The organism is Sphingobacteriaceae bacterium (assembly GCA_016715905.1).
GTDB lineage: Bacteria > Bacteroidota > Bacteroidia > B-17B0 > Aurantibacillaceae > Aurantibacillus.
The window spans coordinates 634,524-652,933 of sequence record JADJXI010000004.1; the positions used below are offsets into that span (position 1 = coordinate 634,524).

The window sequence follows — 18,410 nt, forward strand, 5'->3', positions numbered from 1 at the left end:
GCTTGGTCATTTTCATTTATCGGTTGGTATGCACTGAGCCTAAACATATATAAATTCATTTAATTTAAAATCACTTTATTAATTTTAAAATAATTTAAAGTATTAAAATTTCAAATTAAAACAGGTGGAAAAACAGGTGGATATTTAGATCGTTTTTAATCGCTCTTTGTCAAAATAAATACTTTTTTGAAATTCCCTGAAACGCTTGATATCATTGCTTTTCAAGGATTAAAGACGATTGAATAGACACGAGTTATTAACTGCCGTACGGGCTACTTAATCAAAGTAAAAACCCTTGTAAATAATAATTACAAGGGTTTTTTAATATAAAACTTGCTCTCTTTTCTAAAATTTAACCGAATTTTTTATTAGACCGTTTCAAATTAAGAGTTAAGCAGAATATTAGGGCAATAACATTAATCTTTAATTACTTTATACGTGTAACCTTTAACGTTTAAAAAATATAATCCATTTGATAGAGCTTCAAGATTAATACTGTTTTTGACAGTATTAAAATTTCCTTGCAGCACTTTTTTTCCAACAATGTCCATCAAATAGTAGTTCAAAGATTCAGTTGTTAGATCCGGTATAACAATAAATAACTCATGATGTGCAGGATTTGGAAAAATATTAATTAAAGTTTCAACCTTTTGTTCTTTTATTCCTATTGTTGAATTAACGGTAAGCGTAGCGTTATTACTTGTGGCCATGCACGGATTAGTACTGATATTACATCGATAAACAGTAGCGTTGTTAGACAAGGTTAAAGCCGAAACTTGCAAAGTAGGTGTAGTAACCCCGCTGTATTGTCCGGCATTGGACAAATTATTGAATCCCATACCGGAATCTGCTTGCCATTGATAGGTTGCATTAGTGGCAGAAGACACCGCGGTAAATGTTGCATTAAAGCCGGCTGTTAATGTTTGACTCATTGGTTGAGTTTGAAAAGAAGGTGAACCTGCGCAATACAATTGCATAGCTTCAGTGGCATTTAACGGTCTACCCCAAATTCCAATATCATCAATTTTCCCCGGAAACCACCATTGTAAAGATCCAACATCGTATTGATTTCCGATGGTCCATATTGATGCATCATATTGTATTGATCCATTCACTGTTCCTGTACTGCTTAATACACCATTAAGATAAAGTGATTGTATATTATTAACATCATCAAAAACATATACCAAATGCACCCACTGATTGAGGACGTTAGACTGACTAGGAGTTGCAATATAGGGATTTTGTATTCCGATACTACCCGTGTTAGCTGCCCAACCATTGGCCGCATTATACCAAAAAACAAGCATAGATTCGGATCCACCGCTTCCATTACTTGAATTTTTGGAGATAGGAACATAATAACTTGCAGACGGTGTAATAGAAAAACTCACCCATAATGAAACCGACATGTTTTGCGGACGAAAATTAAGTGTATTATCCGGTACAGAAATATACATATTGGTTCCGAAATTATATGCACTGGCAGCATTTCCAAACCGGTCAGTTGTAGGAGTTGCTCCATTCACAGTTCCGTTATGAGAGTTTCCACTAAGATCATTGGCATTACCTGTAAAAGGATACCAAGCCAATAAACTATTAGTAGGTACGTAAGATGGAACTTGCGCCAAACAAATAAAAGGGATAAAAATGAATAGGTATAAGTGTTTCATGATATTTAGTTTTAGTTATTATAAATGTATGAAAAAAACAAATCACTTTCATCAGCTTTTTAATTCAAAATCTAAATTAATTAGATGTTACTGAGATTATTAAATCAAAGCCTGAACTTTCAATTTGAAAAACAGGGCTTTTTGTTTTAATCTTTTAATATATCAGGAAATTGGAAATAAGTATTCTATCGCTTTGACAATTAAAAGAAATATTATGTGAACCCGAAGTGCAGATTTACACACCCTTCGAATCAAATTTTAATAAATTTAGTTTAATTGTTGATACAGCCGATTACCCCTAAGTCAAAGAATAAACACAACAAATTTTGAAAGTTTAGTTGTGACATATTCCTCAGGATTACAAAGCCTATGGAGCATGGAGACAAATACAATAGCCCTTTTAATACATCTACTTAATTATAATAAATAAAACTTAACACCCTTTGTTATATATTAAGTTTACTCGATCTGACTTACTTAGTATATCTTTGGATTCTTTTATAAAAGTTTGTTTTTTGCTTAATTCTACTTCTTTTAAATCAAAACAATAATTCACTTCTCCTTCTCTGCCCCATTTTTTTATTTGTCTACCTTTTAAAATCGGATTTCCTTCTTCCAACTTTAGTAAATAAGCGTCGTATTCTGTTTTAATTTTTCTATCTATACCAGAGCCCGGGCTAAAAAACGAAACGGTAAAACTTTTTAAGGTATCAGCAACATTTGTTTTATTGCCTCTTTTTTCAACGTCTTTGGTTTCATTTTTAGAAGCTGTTTCCCCTGAATCACTTTGCTTGTTTTTAACTTTACAGGAAAGAGCAAGCAAAATTGTAAGTGAGTAAATTAAATATTTCATCTATACAGTAGTTTATTTTATTACAATAACTTTTTTTACTCCAGAATTAATTCCGGATTCGAATTTAATTAAATAGGAACCACTTGAAATATCCGAAAGATTAATATTTAATTCAGATTGAAAGTTAGTGGTTGTTGAATAAACTATTCTTCCAATTTGATCGATTAAACTTACGTGAACATCGTTTTCTAATGATTTATCACTTTTTAAAACAAACATATCCGCTGCAGGATTTGGATATATACTGAAATTATTAAGGAAAGCATTTTCTGCTAGTCCAACAAGCACGCAAGCATTAGAAGTAAGAATGGCAGACCTGGCACCATTTAAAGCAGCTTTCATTCTGGTAGACTGACCAAAAGTGAACATTTTCATGCAATTGTCATCTACATAATCCATATAATTCATATACATTTCACCATTAGAACCTGAACCACAAGTGCTATTTGCATTGTGAGGAAAGGATGGGCAATTATAATTTGCATCTTCCGCTATTTCAGTATCACTAACAAAATCACTGGCACAAGTACCATCTCCCCAAATATGTCTTAAATTTAACCAATGTCCAACTTCATGTGTAGCTGTTCTACCTAAAGCGTTGGCCGAAAAACCACCGGTGCCCGCAGTACCTGTAGTACCAAAAGCCTCATATCTGATTACTACACCATCTTCCGCAGGATAAGTATTTAAATCGCTGGGAAAGGCGGCATATCCCAAAGTTCCGCCGCTATTTCCTAAATTACATACCCATAAGTTTAAATATTTTGTTGGATCCCAATTATTTTTCCCACCACTTGCAGTAAATTTTTCACTACCATTGGCTGAAAAGGCCAAGGAGTCGGTGTAAGTTCTAGTAATTCCGGAGCTGGCATTTCCTTGTGGATCCTTAGTAGCTAAACAAAATTGAATTTCACAATCAGCTGTGTACGTCCAAAACGGATGAGAAGGTTGCAATGAATCTGAATTTAATAGCCGAAAGTCTTCATTTAAAGCGTCAATTTGAGAAATGATTTGTGAAGTAGAAATATTTTCAGTTGTTGTATGATACACTACATGCACAACCACAGGAATAGTGATAACAGCCGCGCCCTTATGCTTTGTATTGTTTTTGGTATTTTGATTTTTTATCCAATCATTAGTGAAAGCTTCCAGTTTATTCATTCTGGATTCAGTTTGTGGATCCATAACTTTTCGCTTTTCATATAATTTCATGGTAGCGCATTTGCTGGATTGAGCAAATAGATTTGAAACGAAAATGTTGCCTGTAAAAAGAACTAAGGTTGCAAGTAAATTTATTTTCATACTAGTTTTTTAATTAAAATTATTCGCGCTCAAAATACTTATATAATGTATTTATTGAAATGATTTATTTAATAAATTATCAACAATAAAGAATTCCGCAGGATTACAAATCCTGCGGAGCATGAGCTCATTTTAAAACGAATATTTTAAAATTCGCCTACTTAGGTAATTTAGATTTACTAATTCTGTTTCGAACTAATTCATTCGAAGGAATTAAGGCCATTTGAATTCTTCTGGCATAATGAATCGAATCTAAAATTTCTTTTTGTTTTTCTTCAACCAATTGTTTTTGGTGCTCAACTAATCTTTTTTGATCTTCAATAATTAATTTTTGTTTTTGTGTAACCTTTAAGCGATTATACATAAAACCGGCAAAAATCATTACCAATCCCAGTCCGCCAAATAAGGCATACTGCTGATTTCTTTTCGCTTTAATTTCAGCCCCTTGTTTAGCCAATTCTGCATTTTTAATTTCCGATTCTTTGGCATGAGCTACAGAATCAGCTGCAGCTTGTTTTTCATACTCATACTTTAATTGAGATTTAATTGAAGCTTTTCGGTTAGATTCATTGTTCAAACTATCCAATACTTTTATTTTTAACTCATACATTTCTAAAGCTTCTTTATAATTTCCGTTTTTTCTGTAAGCTAGATACAAAACATTAGCGGCAAACCAAACCCGACCGGGTATGCCTATCTCTTTTCCTATTTCCAATCCTTTTTTAGCAAAAACTATTGCATTTAAATAGTCTTTAAGATAGATGTAGTTATTCCCAATACTATTATACGAATTGGAAAGTTCAGGCTTATTATCCATCTGTTTTCTAATTTCAAAAGCTTTAAAATAATAATCCTTTGCCTTGCGGTAATCCTTTTTACGCTGATAAACACTGGCTAAATTATTATAACATGCGGCCATACCTTGTTTGCTGCCCATTTTTTCCTGCATAATAAATAACTTAAAATAAATTTCTTCAGCCTTATCCAATTCACCCATTTCGTCATAAAGACCTGCTATATTATTTAGGCTTGATGCTGCTTCCCGTTCATCTCCCGAGGTATTAAATAATTCCAAAGAACGATTTAAATAATTAAGTGCTAATTTAAAATCTCGCTGAATTCTATAAATATATCCCAAACTGTTTAACGTATTTGCAATTGAACGTTTATCTCCTATTTTTTCTGCAATTTTTAAGCTTCGAAATAAATACTCTACTGCCTTATCAATATCTCCTACGTCATAATAGGTAAAACCTAAATTACTTAGTGCATAGGAAAGGTCATTCAATTCATTTGTTTTTTCCAGAATTTCAAGCGCCTCAGTATGATAGCGAATTCCCTTATGAGGGGCTCCCATATACCTATAAATATTTCCTACATATTGAAGAGATACGCCAGTCATTTTATCATTTTTAGCCGCACGGTGCATTTTTAAAGATCGTTCATAATAAGCCAGTGCTTGAGGATAATTTCCTAAGGATTGAAAATTAGACCCTATGTTTCCAAAATTAATAGCCACTGATTCGCTATCGCCATATTGGCGACTTACTTCAACTGCAGATAAAAAATAGTTTGTGGATATATCAACACTTCCTTTTAATTGATGATGATAGCCTAAATTACTTAATGATTCAATTTTTCCCTTAACAAAAACTTTTCTTATTAAATCATGATCAAGTTTTCCCTTTAACTTTAATTCGATTAATTCTAAACATGGGTTTGCAAATTCAGGAATTTGAGCCGGGTTACAAACTGAAGATGCGTACACATAGGTGTTCACAAGAACAGTATCATTTTTAGAAGTTCGTAAAATCTGATTTAAAGAGTCTAAATTTTGTGAAAACAAGAATTGGCTCCAAAATAAACCCATTACAGGTAAAATATATTTACATCTAATAATAGAATAAATATATATAAATTAAGGCAAATAATCGTATTAAAAAATAAATCGAATTATTTCTTTTTCACCAACAAGCTAAATCCGTTTCCGTGTAAATTTACCAGTTCAACTGAAGTATCTTCCATCAAATGTTTTCTTAATTTAACCAAATAAACATCCATGCTTCTACTGGTAAAATAAGTATCGCTTTTCCAAATTTGAAGTAATGCTTTTTCGCGTGGCAATAAATTATTTTTATGTTCACACAATAACTTCAGTAGATCATTTTCTTTGGGTGACAAACGAGTTTCCTGTTCACTGTTTTTTAATAAACGAAGTTTACTGTCGAAAGTGAATTTTCCGATTTCGAAGAAAGTAGGTAATGTTTCCGTTGATAAAGTATTTCTTTTTAAAATTGCATTTAATTTTAATAATAAAAGTTCCGAGTCGAATGGCTTGGTGAGATAATCGTCTGCTCCTAAATGATATCCTTTTTTAATATCTTCTTTAAAAGTGCGGGCAGTTAAATATATGATTGGGGTATTGGGAGCTATTGATTTTATTTCTCTTCCCAAAGTAAATCCATCCATTTCGGGCATCATCACATCCAAAATGCAAATTTTAAAATTTTGTTCTTTAAACATACTTAATGCCAGAGCGCCATTTTCACACCAGGTCGTATCATAACCATTCATGTTTAAGTAATCACGCATAACCGTACCGAAATTTTTCTCATCTTCTGCTAACAATACTTTTACCTTCATGCCTTTAGTAGAATAAATTGAATTCGCGTACCCTTACCAACTTCGCTAAATAGCTTTACTTCTCCTCCATGTAATTGAATAATTGATTTCACATAACTGAGTCCTAATCCAAAACCCTTTACATCATGCAAATCACCTTTGGTAACGCGGAAAAAACTTTCAAATATGTGTAATTGATCTTCCTTTGAAATTCCGATTCCAAAATCTTCCACCTCCAAAATTAGCTGATCATTGCGATTAAAAATCCGTACTTCTATTTTACTTTTTGTGGCGGAATATTTTATTGCATTATCAATTACATTATTCACCGCATTTTCTAAATGATGTTTATCGCCCTGAATATAATAATGCTCATCTTTTACCGCCAATTGGATTTGAATTTCCTTTTTCTCCGCCGCCAACTGACTTGTCACTAAAACCTTTGAAACGATTTGTTTGATATCCAGTTTTTCTTTGTTTAATACCAAAGCGTTTTTCTCTAATACGGCTTGCTGCAAAATTTTCTCTACATGAACCTGCAGTTTTTCATTTTCTTCTTTAATAATAGTTTTATAAAAGTTTATTTTTTCTTCATCTTTTGAAACCTGCTTATTATTCATGGCATCTAAAGCTAAACCAATTGTGGCAATGGGCGTTTTTAATTCGTGCGTCATATTATTTACAAAATTAGTCTTTAACAACATCAATCGATTTTGATTTAAAAGGTGACGTATTAAATAAACAATCAGAAAAATAATTATTAAGGTTAAACTTAACGAAACAAGGGTTAAACCCATCATCTTTTTTAAGATTGCACCAATCAAACTTTGATAGCCTAGCTTAATAAATAGACTATGATCTAATACATTACCCGGAAATAATTCCATTTCTGCTATAAAAACAGATCGCGCATCACTATTGCTAAATAATACAATATTAGTATTACCACGTTTTTCGATGCGAATAACCGGATTAAGCGTTATTCCTTTTTCTGATAATTCTTTAGTAAAAACATTTTGGATATGTTCAAAATTTAAACCTTTAATTAACTTATCTACATCTTCGGCACCTTCTTTTGCTATTTTTACAAATATCGATTCTAATTTCTTTGCTTTATTTTTCACTAAACTATCTAAATCCGAACTATTAAATGATTGCTTGTTTATTCGTATTTTTTTAATTCCTCCTTTTACATTGACCTCCGTTTCCTGAATATAGGTTTTAGCCTGTGTTGAAAAACTATCCGATTTTAATTCTACACTCACTTCATCTTCTTCGTGCACATCGCCAATCCAGTTTATTATTTTTTTACCTTTGGATATAATCACATTCACCGCTGCACCCGCTTTTTCATGGATAAGCGTATCCAAATGTTTTAAATCGGGAATTTCATTTTTAAGTTCATTCACGTGCCATTCATTCTCCAATTTTTGAATTCCCTGCTCCAAAGCTTTTCTAGTATCATCCGCCAATTGTTTTTTACTGTTTTCGAAAGCGTAAAAAAGCCAGAGTCCTTGCATAAAAAGCAAAGCGCTTAATGCAAATATGGCCAAAAGGATTATGGAACGAGAAGCTTTCACTCAGTAAAAATAAGCGCCTTTAACACTTAAAACTGAACTTTAACGTTTCTTTAACTTGCTTTAACTTGCCCTTAACCCTCTGTAGCTTTAACAAACCACAACTTTGTAGCATAAAACTTAAAAACATAAACCATGAAAAAATTAGTATTACTGATAAGCGTTTTAAGCCTGGGATGCTTACAAGCGCAAGAAAACTCCAAAAAAGCAACCGTACGTATTAAAAAAGTTGAAAAAATAAACGGAGTTGAAAAAATAACCGATACCACCTATACGGTTGATGAAAACGATAAAATGATTTGGACAGATGAAGAGCAAGGTAATGTTGACATTGAAATTAATGAAGATGGAAAACCGTGTGAGAAAAAAATAATTATCAGAAAAAATGCGGAAGACGGCTCACTAACTGAATTACATGAGGAAATTACGGATGAAAAAATGAAGGAAGAATTAGAAAAGGTAATGAAGGAAATGAACCTGAAATCTGATGAAAACGGCAAACATAAAGTGGTTATTGTGAAATCCACCGTTGATAGTGATGGAAAATCAGAAAAACGCGATGTGAAAATTATCATGCATAAGGTAAATATTAGCGATGCAGATGAAAAAGAAGCGGGAAAAGCCGGCATTACTCAATTAAAAGATAGTCAATTGGAAGTTGATCAATTGAGTTTTTATCCAAATCCGAATAATGGGAAATTTCAATTGAAGTTTAACTTAAAGTCGAAGGGAGATTTAAATGTTCAAGTAGTAGATACCCAAGGAAAGGAAATGTATAAAGAAACATTGAAACAATTTACAGGTGATTATAATAAAACCATTGATTTGGGTAATGATGCCAAAGGAGTTTATTTCATAAAAGTGCAACAAGGCAAGCAAGCACAATTGAAAAAGATAGTAGTAGAGTAATTTGGTTGAATTACTTGATTGAAAGACAGGTCCGGGTACAAAAGTATCCCGGATTTGTTTTTTATCACGAATTCATTTTTACAAATAATTTGAAGTCAGACTTAAGTAACGAAACTGCATAAACTAACAAATAAAATGATTAATGTCAGTCCGGCGCATAACTTTAGTAAGTTATTTTTAGCTTAAATTGTTAGAACTTTGATTTAAACAAATAATATAAAGACATACAATTATGGATACAAAAAAGTTTTATATCGCGACCGGAAAGTTGGTTTATGCCATTGCCAAAGCCGATGGGATTATTCAAAACAAAGAAAGTCGCAAATTCAATAATATAATTGAAGATGAAGTTCAGTTGTTAAGCAAGGCTATAGGGCATCATCAAACGGATGTACATGCCGATACCGCCTTAGAGTTTGAATTGATGAAGTCTAAAAATGCTTCGGCTGAAGAGGCTTTTAACTCATTTATGGATTTTTATCATGCACATAAACCGGCCATTAATAATGATATGAAAACGGAAATTGTATCCTTTGTGACCAGAATTGCAAAATCATCCAGCGGTGTAAGTGAAAAAGAAAGTAAAATGATTAATCAATTAAAAGATGAGTTTAAGGATTTAAAAAATTCTTAATTCTTTTTGAAACTATTGGCTTTTCACAAAAAACGATAAATTGAGGAGTTTATCCAACGTTTAACATTCTTTTCATTTCGGATTTGGTTGGCATGAATTAATTTAAAGTAAAATTAATCTCATGAAAAAAATCCTAGCTATTTTAACCCTTTGTTTCTTTCAAACAAAGCACTATGCGCAATCACCTTCCAAAGTGGATTATGATGCCTATGAAAAATTAGTTGCGGAAGTAAAAAGTCATCGCGCAAAGCGATTGGTGAATCTGGTGGAATTCAATAAACTGAGTAAAGAAAAAAACACCATTATATTGGATACCCGATCGGATGCCATGTATAAAAGCAAACATATTAAAGGAGCCATACACCTTAATTTTTCGGATTTCACCCAGGAAAATCTCAGTTTATTAATACCGGATAACCAAACCAGAATACTGATTTATTGCAATAATAATTTTGATAAGGATGATAAATATTTTGCCACTAAAGCTTATGTTCCCCCGGTAAAATCTTCAGAAAGTAAAGCAATAACCATGGCCTTAAATATTCCAACGTTTATCAATTTATATGGCTATGGATATAAAAATGTGTATGAGCTTTCTGAGTTGATTGATGTTTTTGATGCAAGAGTTGAATTTGAAGGAACTGCTGTAAAAAAATAAGATTACCTGCCCCTGCTCTTCTTACTTTTTGCTAAGGCTCTTCGTTTATTTTCTTGATAACGTTTGCCCCCCATTTGCACTTTCTTGTTTTTGGCCTTTTTTTCATGGAAGGCACCGGAAGGAGTTTCAATCTTTTTAGCCTTGGCCAAATTTTTATCCCGTTTTGCCGGTAATTCTTCTTTGGTTAACTCTTCGCTAAGCTCAACTTCATCGGGAATGGCTAAAATTTCAATTTTTTTATTCATTAAACTTTCGATTGACTTTAAGTTTGTCTCATCCTTAAGGGTAACAAAACTTATGGCCTCTCCATTTTTATCCGCTCTTCCTGTTCTTCCAATTCGGTGAATATAAGCACCCGGGTCTTTGGGCAAATCAAAATTAATAACATGAGAAATATTAGAAATATCTACTCCCCTGGCCACCACATCTGTGGCAAATAATAATGGTACACTTCCCTGTTCAAAATCCTGTATAGCTTTAAACCTTTGGTTTTGTGATTTGTTGGAATGAATCACCCCAAATTGTAAACCGGAATTTTCCAATTCCTTTTCTATACTTAAAGCCACATTTTTATTCTTCACAAAAATCAAAACTTTTGCATATTCCTCTTTTTGATTAGCAATATGTGTAATGAAATTTATTTTGGTATAAAAGTTGGGGATTTTAAATGCATACTGTTTTATTTGGGCCAAAGGAGTTCCTCTTGAAATTAACTCGATGTATTGCGGATTTAAAAAGTATTGATCTAATATTGTTTCCACTTCATCATTCAGTGTAGCTGAAAATAAAATGTTTTGACGTTTCTCCGGCAAAGTGGCTAAAATTTTTAAAAGCTGTCCCCGAAAACCCAAATTGAGCATTTCTTCAGCTTCATCAATAATTAATTTTTTAATGGAGTTGTATTTTAAAATTCCGGTTAAGGTTAAATCATTCAATCTTCCCGGTGTACCCACTAAAATATCCAAACCATCGTGCACCATTTGTTTTTGTGTATTGATATTGGAGGCTCCATATACGCCACCCACGCGAATGGACATGAATTGAGTCAGTTTCTTTATTTCATCTACCACTTGCACCACCAATTCGCGGGTAGGAACAATAATTAATATACGAGGTTGCTTTTGTTCGGAATATGTCAATTGATTTAATACGGGAATTAAATAGGCAAATGTTTTACCGGTTCCGGTTTGCGCTATGCCAATCACATCTTGTCCCGACATGATTACCGGAAAAGATTTTTCCTGAATAGGGGTTGCGTTTTGGAAGCCAATCTCTTCTAATGCTCTATTGAGCGCTTTGCTTAATTTCAACTCCTTAAAACTTATCATTTCTTCTTTAATTTATTGCAAAGCTAACTCTTTATCTAAATAAGATTGCACTAAATCTATGGCATTATCAATTACATCGCTTAATGCGGTAATGTAAGTTCCGGGTTTAGCCATTGAAAGCGCATGTTTTAAGGCTTCAATTTCAACCGGTACATATTCGTATGATTGATTAGGATTTACCTCAAGTATTCCTTCAACTAAAAGTTTAACAATGTCTTCTGCTTTTCTTCCTCGAAGAAATTTATCCTGACGTATGATGATGTGATCAAACATTTCGGCCGAAATTCTGCCCATATCTCTGATATCATCATCTCTTCTGTCACCTGTTCCGGTTATAATACCAATTTTATTTGTTGCATCTATGGTACTTAAAAATTCTTTAATCCCCCTGAATCCATCTGCATTGTGTGCAAAATCAATCAACACTTTATAATCTTTAAAATCAAAAATATTCATGCGGCCCGGGGTTTGAGCGGCTGAAGGAATAAAAGTTCCCAAACTCATTTGAATATCTGCTATCGTAAAACCATACACATAAGAAGCCAGTGTTGCCGAAAGCACATTATAAATCATGAAGGTTACTTTTCCTCCGAAGGTGAGTGGAATTAGTGTTGTTTTTTCTACTCTGAATTTCCATTCTCCTTTTTTTATAGTGATAAATCCGTTTTCATAAATTGCGGCAATTCCTCCTTTTTTACAATGTTCGCGTATAATCGGATTGTTTTCATCTATACTGAAATAAGCAATATTACAATCCACTGTTTTAGCGATGGACACACAATATTTATTATCGGCATTTAAAATCACATAACCATCTCTTTTTACGGCTCTGGCTACAACACCTTTAACATTAGCCATATCTTCCAGTGTATTGATATCGCTTAAGCCCATGTGGTCTTCTTGAATATTAGTAACAACTGCAACATCGCATTTACCAAATCCCAATCCCGAACGGAGTATACCACCACGAGCGGTTTCAAGCACGGCAAACTCAACGGTTGGATCTTTTAAAATAAATTCGGCACTTATGGGTCCGGTTGTATCGCCTTTGGTTACCATTGAATTCTGTACATAAATACCATCGGAAGTGGTAAAGCCAACCCGGTAACCGTTATTTTTTACAATATGTGCAATTAAACGAGTGGTTGTAGTTTTTCCGTTTGTTCCGGTTACAGCAATAATAGGAATTCGACAGGATTTACCGGCGGGATACAACATATCAATTACAGGCGCGGCCACATTTCTTGGAAGTCCGTTGGCCGGAGCCAAGTGCATTCGGAAACCCGGTGCAGCATTTACTTCAAGCACTACTCCTCCATTCTCAGTTAAAGGTTCACTCAAATTTTGTGCCATAATATCAATTCCGCAAATATCCAATCCAATTATTCGTGAGATTCGTTCGCACATGATAATATTATTGGGGTGAACAATATCGGTTACATCTGTTGATGTGCCTCCTGTACTTAAATTAGCAGTACCTTTCAAATAACACACTTCTCCTTTCTTTAATACGGTATCTAAGGTGTAATTGTATTTTAAAAGTTGGTCCTGTGTTTCTTTATTGATTGTTATTTCCGTTAATACGTTTTCATGTCCATAACCCCTTCTCGGGTCTGCATTTTCTTTATCTATTAATTTTTGAATAGATGATTTTCCGTCGCCGGTTACATGTGCAGGTTCGCGCAAAGCGGCTGCAATAAAACGATGGTTAATAACCAAAACCCGGAAATCAAATCCGGAAATAAATTTTTCGATAATGATACGACGTGAATACTTTTTAGCATGTTCAAAGGCGATATAAGCATCCTCTAAACTGTTCACATTAATAGATGCTCCTTTGCCATGATTACCATCCAAAGGTTTAAGCACCAAAAGGAAAACCAATTCGTTCTATGGTTTTTTCCAAATCATCTCTATCGCTTATACAATCTCCTTTGGCTACGGGAATAGCAGCTTCCTGTAGCATATGTTTAGTTGCATTTTTATCGCTGGCTAAATCTACGGCTATAGAACTGGTTTTGTCGGTCATGGTAGCTCTAAATCGTACTTGATTTTTACCATATCCTAATTGCACTAAAGATTCGTTATTCAAGCGAATGTAAGGTATATCTCTGGCAACTGCCTCGTCAATAATGCTTCCTGTACTTGGGCCAAACCTTTCCTTTTCGCGCATTTCGCGCATGGTTTTTATATCCGCCTCTAAATCATAATCAGTTCCATCAATTAATGCCTGCGCAATAGCAACCGATTTTTTAGCAGCATAAACGCCCACATTTTCTTCCATATATGAAAACACCACGTTGTACACGCCCGGTTTTCCGGTTCCTCTTGTTCTGCCATAACCACAATCCATTCCGGCTAAAGTTTGTATTTCAAGGGCAATGTGTTCAATTACGTGTCCCATCCAGGTCCCCTCTTTTACCCGTTCAAAAAAACCACCTTCATGGTCTTTAGAACATCGATGTTTAAGCATGGTTGGAAACATTTTTTCAATGCGTTTATCGAATCCTTTGATTTTATGGGTTGGTTTTTCTTCCATTTCCTCCAAATCAAGCTTCATTACTATTAATTTCTTTCTGTAATTAGACCAGTAATTTGGACCTCTTAAAATTTTTATTTCAACAATATTCATAATTCGCCTGTAATTTTCATCAATATAATTGTAGTTTTTTAGATAAACAATAATCTGTTCAAAATAATCTAAAATTAAGCCATGAATCCCTGTATTTACTATTTCCTATCCATTACCTTCGCATAACTTTAAATTTAACATGGCGCATCCTAGAGGTAAATTAGTAATTATTGGTGGTTCGGTAGATAAAGGAAGTTTTTCAGAAAACACCGAAGATTTAAAAAGATCAATTAATTTTTTTGAGAAAGGTATTCTTAAAAGAATAACCGATGAATCATTCCGGGGGGATAAATCCAGAATTGAAATAATAACCACAGCCTCCAGTATTCCTGAAATTGTAGGGGAAGAATACATTAAAGCCTTTGAGCATTTAAATGTAAAAAATGTAGGGATTTTGGATATTCGAAAACGAGAAGAAGCTTTGTTGGAAGAAAATATTGCCAGAATAAGAAATGCTGATACGGTAATGTTTACCGGTGGCGACCAATTAAGATTAACGCATATTTTTGGAGGTACTCCTTTTCATCAATTATTACTTGAAAAATATCAAAATGATAATTTCTTAATTTCGGGCACATCAGCCGGCGCAGCTGCCAGTTCAAATAATATGATTTATCAAGGCAAAAGCAGCGAAGCCTTGTTTAAAGGTGAAGTAAAAATTACCGGCGGACTTGGATTTATCAACAACGTAATTATTGACACGCATTTTGTTCAACGCGGAAGAACGGGTAGACTATTATATGCTTGTACTACAAACCCCATTAATATTGGTATAGGTTTAGGTGAAGATGCGGGATTACTCATCAGCAACGGTCATGTTATGGAAGCAATCGGATCCGGTTTAATTATTATTGTGGATGCTACGCACATGAAAGATACTAACGTGAGTGATGTGGAAATGGGTCAACCCGTTTCGGTTGAAAATTTAATTGTTCATGTAATGGCTATTGGCGACCGTTATGATTTAAAAGAAAGGAAAATGACTATTTTCCATCCTAAAAAAGAAAACGTTTGACTTTATTTATAAATTGCGCCCAGCAAATTGGTGTTGTGTGATTTGCTTGCCCTGTACATACCTTCCGAATTAAACGGCAGAGCCATATTTCCGTTAACATCAACGGCAACTAAGCCGCCTTCTCCGCCAAATTTCACGAGTTTGTCATTTACAACATATTCACAAGCTTGCTGTAAAGTCATTCCTTTGTATTCCATTAAGCAGGAAATATCATAAGCCACAACCGCTCTTAAGAAATATTCACCATGACCGGTACAACTAATAGCGCAGGTTTTATCATTTGCATAAGTACCGGCGCCAATTATAGGAGCATCTCCTACTCTGCCATATTTTTTATTGGTCATTCCCCCTGTGCTGGTTGCTGCCGCCAAATGACCGTTAATATCTAAGGCAACCGCGCCCACAGTTCCAAACTTTTTTTCGTTTGATTGTCCGGTATGGTCCAATATTATCTTATCCGATTCTTTTGCTTGTTTTAATTGTTGAAAGCGAGACTCCACATAAAAATATTCATCATTTTCAAAAGGGATATTAATTTGTTTGGCAAAATCTATTGCGCCGGCACCTGTTAACAACACATGTTCTGTTTTTTGCATCACGGCTTTAGCCAGGGATACGGGATTTTTAACCTGAGAAACGCCGGCAATTGCCCCGCTGTTCAAATCCTTTCCGTACATGATACAGGCATCCATTTCATGTTTTCCATCATGCGTAAAAACCGAACCCTTACCTGCATTAAATAATGGACAATCTTCCAAAGAAATTACCGCACTTTCTACAGCGTCTAAAGAACTTCCGCCGGATTTTAACACCGTTTCCCCCGCATGAATCGCATCTGCTAAAGCCTTTAAATAAGCTTTTTCAAGTTCAGGTGTTAAACTACTTTTAAGTATAGTTCCAGCTCCTCCGTGAATGGCTATGGCATATTTTCCCATGATACGTAAAATTAAGGCTTTTTAAATGAAATTGTATTTAACAAATCTATCGCGTTTGCAAAGAACTCCTGTTGTTTCTTTTTTACCGGATGCTCTATTTTTAAGTAATGAGCATGTAAGGCGATGGCGTTGTTTTTGTATTTTTTATCAGATCCGTATAACTCATCACCAAGTACGGGACATTTTAGAGAAGCCAATTGAGCACGGATTTGATGAAATTTGCCGGTAATTAATTTAATGTCCCATAAAAAATAATTCCCTAAATTTTTTACGCGATAAAACATTTTAACTTGTTCAGCGTATTCAGTTCCTTCCGGAACTAATACTGCCTTTTTCTTTTCTTTCCGATGCCAATGTTCCAATGCATGGTATTCACCGGAGAAATCCAAAGCAAATTTACTTTGTTCGCTCAATGCTAAGGTGTTTACTTCTACATTTTTCTCAGGAGCTTTTGAAGAAAGGGCCAAATATCTTTTCTCCACCTTTCGTTCAGCAAATTGCTCACTCAAATTTCTTAAGTGATTTTTATCTTTCGTAAAAAGTACAATGCCACTCACCGGTCGGTCTATTCTATGTAAGTGTTGTGCATAAGGATTCGTATTTCCGCTCTCATGGGCTAAATACTTTTTTACCATATCCTGTAAATTGGGATGATTATTTCTGTCGGGTTCAACCATTAAACCCGCAGGTTTATTACAAACCAACAACACATCATCTTCAAAAATTATATTTAACGAACTATTTTTCATAACTAAAATTTCTAATATTGGTTAGCAATCCGGTAAGTTAACGGAAATGGCTAAACCACCTTCCGATGTTTCTTTGTATTTTGAATTCATGTCTTTTGCGGTTTCCCACATGGTATTAATCACCTTATCCAACGAAACTTTTGCATGCGAACCATCAGAGGCCAATGCCAATTCCGCTGCATTAATAGCTTTAATTGCACCCATGGTATTTCTTTCTATACAAGGTATTTGTACTAAGCCGTTAATAGGATCACAAGTTAAACCCAAATGATGTTCCATGGCAATTTCAGCTGCATTTAGTACTTGTATTGGAGTTCCACCCATTAATTCACACAAAGCGCCTGCCGCCATGGCCGAAGATACACCAATTTCGGCCTGACAACCACCCATAGCTGCGGAAATGGTAGAACCTTTTTTAAATATGCTACCTAATTCGCCGGCCACTAATAAAAATCTATGGATATCGTTATCATTGGCTTGGTGATTTTCAATCGTTAAATAATATAAAAGAACTGCTGGAATGACACCGGCGCTTCCGTTTGTTGGCGCTGTTACTACTCTACCCAAAGAAGCATTTACTTCATTCACAGCTAAGGCAAAACAACTCACCCACTTTAATATTTGTCTGAATTTTACTTCTGTTTTCCGAATTGCCATTAACCATTCCTCCTGATTTGAATACGCTGCGTTTCCGATTAAACTTTTATGCATTTCATAAGCCCGCCTCTTTATTTCCAAACCTCCGGGTAAAATTCCTTCCGTATGACATCCAGTATAAATACTGTTCAGCATTACCTTCCAAATTTTATCTAATTCATTTTTTATTTCTGAATCCGTTCTTAATGCTTTTTCATTTTCTAAAACTATATCAGAAATATTCTTATTGTGATTAACAGCATAGTTCAACAATTCACTTGCTTTAGTGATGGGATATGGAAAGAAATCGGAATTTAATTTTAATGTTTTACTGAAATTATCATTTTCCTTCACCACAAATCCACCACCTATGGAATAAAAGGTAGAACTTAACTTCTCCTTGCCATAACTAACAGTAAATGTTAAACCATTGGCATGAAAAGGGAGAAACTCTCTATTAAACACAATATTTTTTTGAGGATTGAAATTCACTTTCTTTTTTCCGTTAAGCAATAAACTATTTGTTTTTTGAACAAGACGAACAACTTCATGAATTTGATTGGTTGGAATGCTTACCGGATCAAAACCACTTAATCCAAGGATTATGGCTAAATCAGTTGCATGTCCTTTTCCGGTTAAAGAAAGAGAACCATACAAATTTACTTGTATCTCCAACTCTGCTTTAGCATTTAAAAATACATCAACTTCCGATAAAAAAAATTGAGCAGCTCGCCATGGCCCTAAAGTGTGGGAGCTAGAAGGACCAATACCAATTTTTAGCATATCAAAAACAGAAATAAAATCGTATTCCATAAGCACTGAAAAGTGTAATCAAAGGTAGACTTGCAATTCAATGAAAAGCATATGGAAGATGCTAATTAATGACA

General features: G+C 34.2%; 14 protein-coding genes and 1 pseudogene. 4 read left to right on the forward strand and 11 right to left on the reverse strand.

Features of this window, described 5'->3' with window-relative positions:
• Positions 1-416: 416 nt before the first annotated feature.
• The 6 genes from IPM51_07090 to IPM51_07115 form a co-directional block, all read right to left on the reverse strand.
• Complete coding sequence (locus IPM51_07090) at positions 417-1,673, reverse strand: T9SS type A sorting domain-containing protein (GenBank protein MBK9284072.1); 1,257 nt, start codon at positions 1,671-1,673, stop codon at positions 417-419.
• A 433-nt stretch (positions 1,674-2,106) separates the two neighbouring features.
• Entirely contained in the window at positions 2,107-2,526 is a 420-nt protein-coding gene (locus IPM51_07095; GenBank protein ID MBK9284073.1) for a hypothetical protein, read from the reverse strand.
• A 12-nt stretch (positions 2,527-2,538) separates the two neighbouring features.
• Entirely contained in the window at positions 2,539-3,828 is a 1,290-nt protein-coding gene (locus IPM51_07100) for a T9SS type A sorting domain-containing protein (protein MBK9284074.1), read from the reverse strand.
• A 157-nt stretch (positions 3,829-3,985) separates the two neighbouring features.
• Positions 3,986-5,698: a tetratricopeptide repeat protein gene (locus IPM51_07105; GenBank protein ID MBK9284075.1), complete on the reverse strand. Its 1,713-nt coding sequence runs from the start codon at positions 5,696-5,698 to the stop codon at positions 3,986-3,988.
• A gap of 83 nt (positions 5,699-5,781) precedes the next feature.
• On the reverse strand, positions 5,782-6,471 hold the full coding sequence (locus tag IPM51_07110; protein ID MBK9284076.1) for a response regulator transcription factor: 690 nt from the start codon (positions 6,469-6,471) through the stop codon (positions 5,782-5,784).
• Positions 6,468-7,970: a HAMP domain-containing histidine kinase gene (locus IPM51_07115; GenBank protein MBK9284077.1), complete on the reverse strand. Its 1,503-nt coding sequence runs from the start codon at positions 7,968-7,970 to the stop codon at positions 6,468-6,470. Before IPM51_07115 ends, IPM51_07110 begins: the two co-directional genes overlap by 4 nt.
• 192 nt (positions 7,971-8,162) lie before the next feature.
• Between IPM51_07115 and IPM51_07120 the strand changes: the two genes are divergently transcribed.
• The 3 genes from IPM51_07120 (at position 8,163) to IPM51_07130 (ending at position 10,228) form a co-directional block, all read left to right on the forward strand.
• On the forward strand, positions 8,163-8,936 hold the full coding sequence (locus IPM51_07120) for a T9SS type A sorting domain-containing protein (GenBank protein ID MBK9284078.1): 774 nt from the start codon (positions 8,163-8,165) through the stop codon (positions 8,934-8,936).
• Positions 8,937-9,168: 232 nt separating this feature from the next.
• Entirely contained in the window at positions 9,169-9,570 is a 402-nt protein-coding gene (locus tag IPM51_07125; protein ID MBK9284079.1) for a TerB family tellurite resistance protein, read from the forward strand.
• 121 nt (positions 9,571-9,691) lie between these two features.
• On the forward strand, positions 9,692-10,228 hold the full coding sequence (locus tag IPM51_07130) for a rhodanese-like domain-containing protein (GenBank protein ID MBK9284080.1): 537 nt from the start codon (positions 9,692-9,694) through the stop codon (positions 10,226-10,228).
• Positions 10,229-10,230: 2 nt separating this feature from the next.
• Here the strand turns inward: IPM51_07130 and IPM51_07135 are convergent, their stop codons facing one another.
• Together IPM51_07135 and cphA are read right to left on the reverse strand one after the other, a co-directional pair.
• Positions 10,231-11,553, reverse strand: a complete 1,323-nt coding sequence (locus IPM51_07135; GenBank protein MBK9284081.1) for a DEAD/DEAH box helicase — start codon at positions 11,551-11,553, stop codon at positions 10,231-10,233.
• A gap of 15 nt (positions 11,554-11,568) precedes the next feature.
• Positions 11,569-14,188 (reverse strand): annotated as a pseudogene (cphA, locus tag IPM51_07140) (cyanophycin synthetase).
• 139 nt (positions 14,189-14,327) lie between these two features.
• Here cphA and IPM51_07145 point away from each other — a divergent pair.
• On the forward strand, positions 14,328-15,203 hold the full coding sequence (locus IPM51_07145) for a cyanophycinase (GenBank protein ID MBK9284082.1): 876 nt from the start codon (positions 14,328-14,330) through the stop codon (positions 15,201-15,203).
• Positions 15,204-15,205: 2 nt separating this feature from the next.
• Here the strand turns inward: IPM51_07145 and IPM51_07150 are convergent, their stop codons facing one another.
• From IPM51_07150 to IPM51_07160, 3 genes are read right to left on the reverse strand one after another with little or no spacing between them, the layout of a single operon-like run.
• Entirely contained in the window at positions 15,206-16,138 is a 933-nt protein-coding gene (locus IPM51_07150; GenBank protein MBK9284083.1) for an isoaspartyl peptidase/L-asparaginase, read from the reverse strand.
• A gap of 11 nt (positions 16,139-16,149) precedes the next feature.
• On the reverse strand, positions 16,150-16,887 hold the full coding sequence (locus IPM51_07155) for an RluA family pseudouridine synthase (GenBank protein MBK9284084.1): 738 nt from the start codon (positions 16,885-16,887) through the stop codon (positions 16,150-16,152).
• Between the two features lie 21 nt (positions 16,888-16,908).
• Positions 16,909-18,336, reverse strand: a complete 1,428-nt coding sequence (locus IPM51_07160) for an L-serine ammonia-lyase (GenBank protein MBK9284085.1) — start codon at positions 18,334-18,336, stop codon at positions 16,909-16,911.
• Between the last annotated feature and the right edge of the window lie 74 nt (positions 18,337-18,410).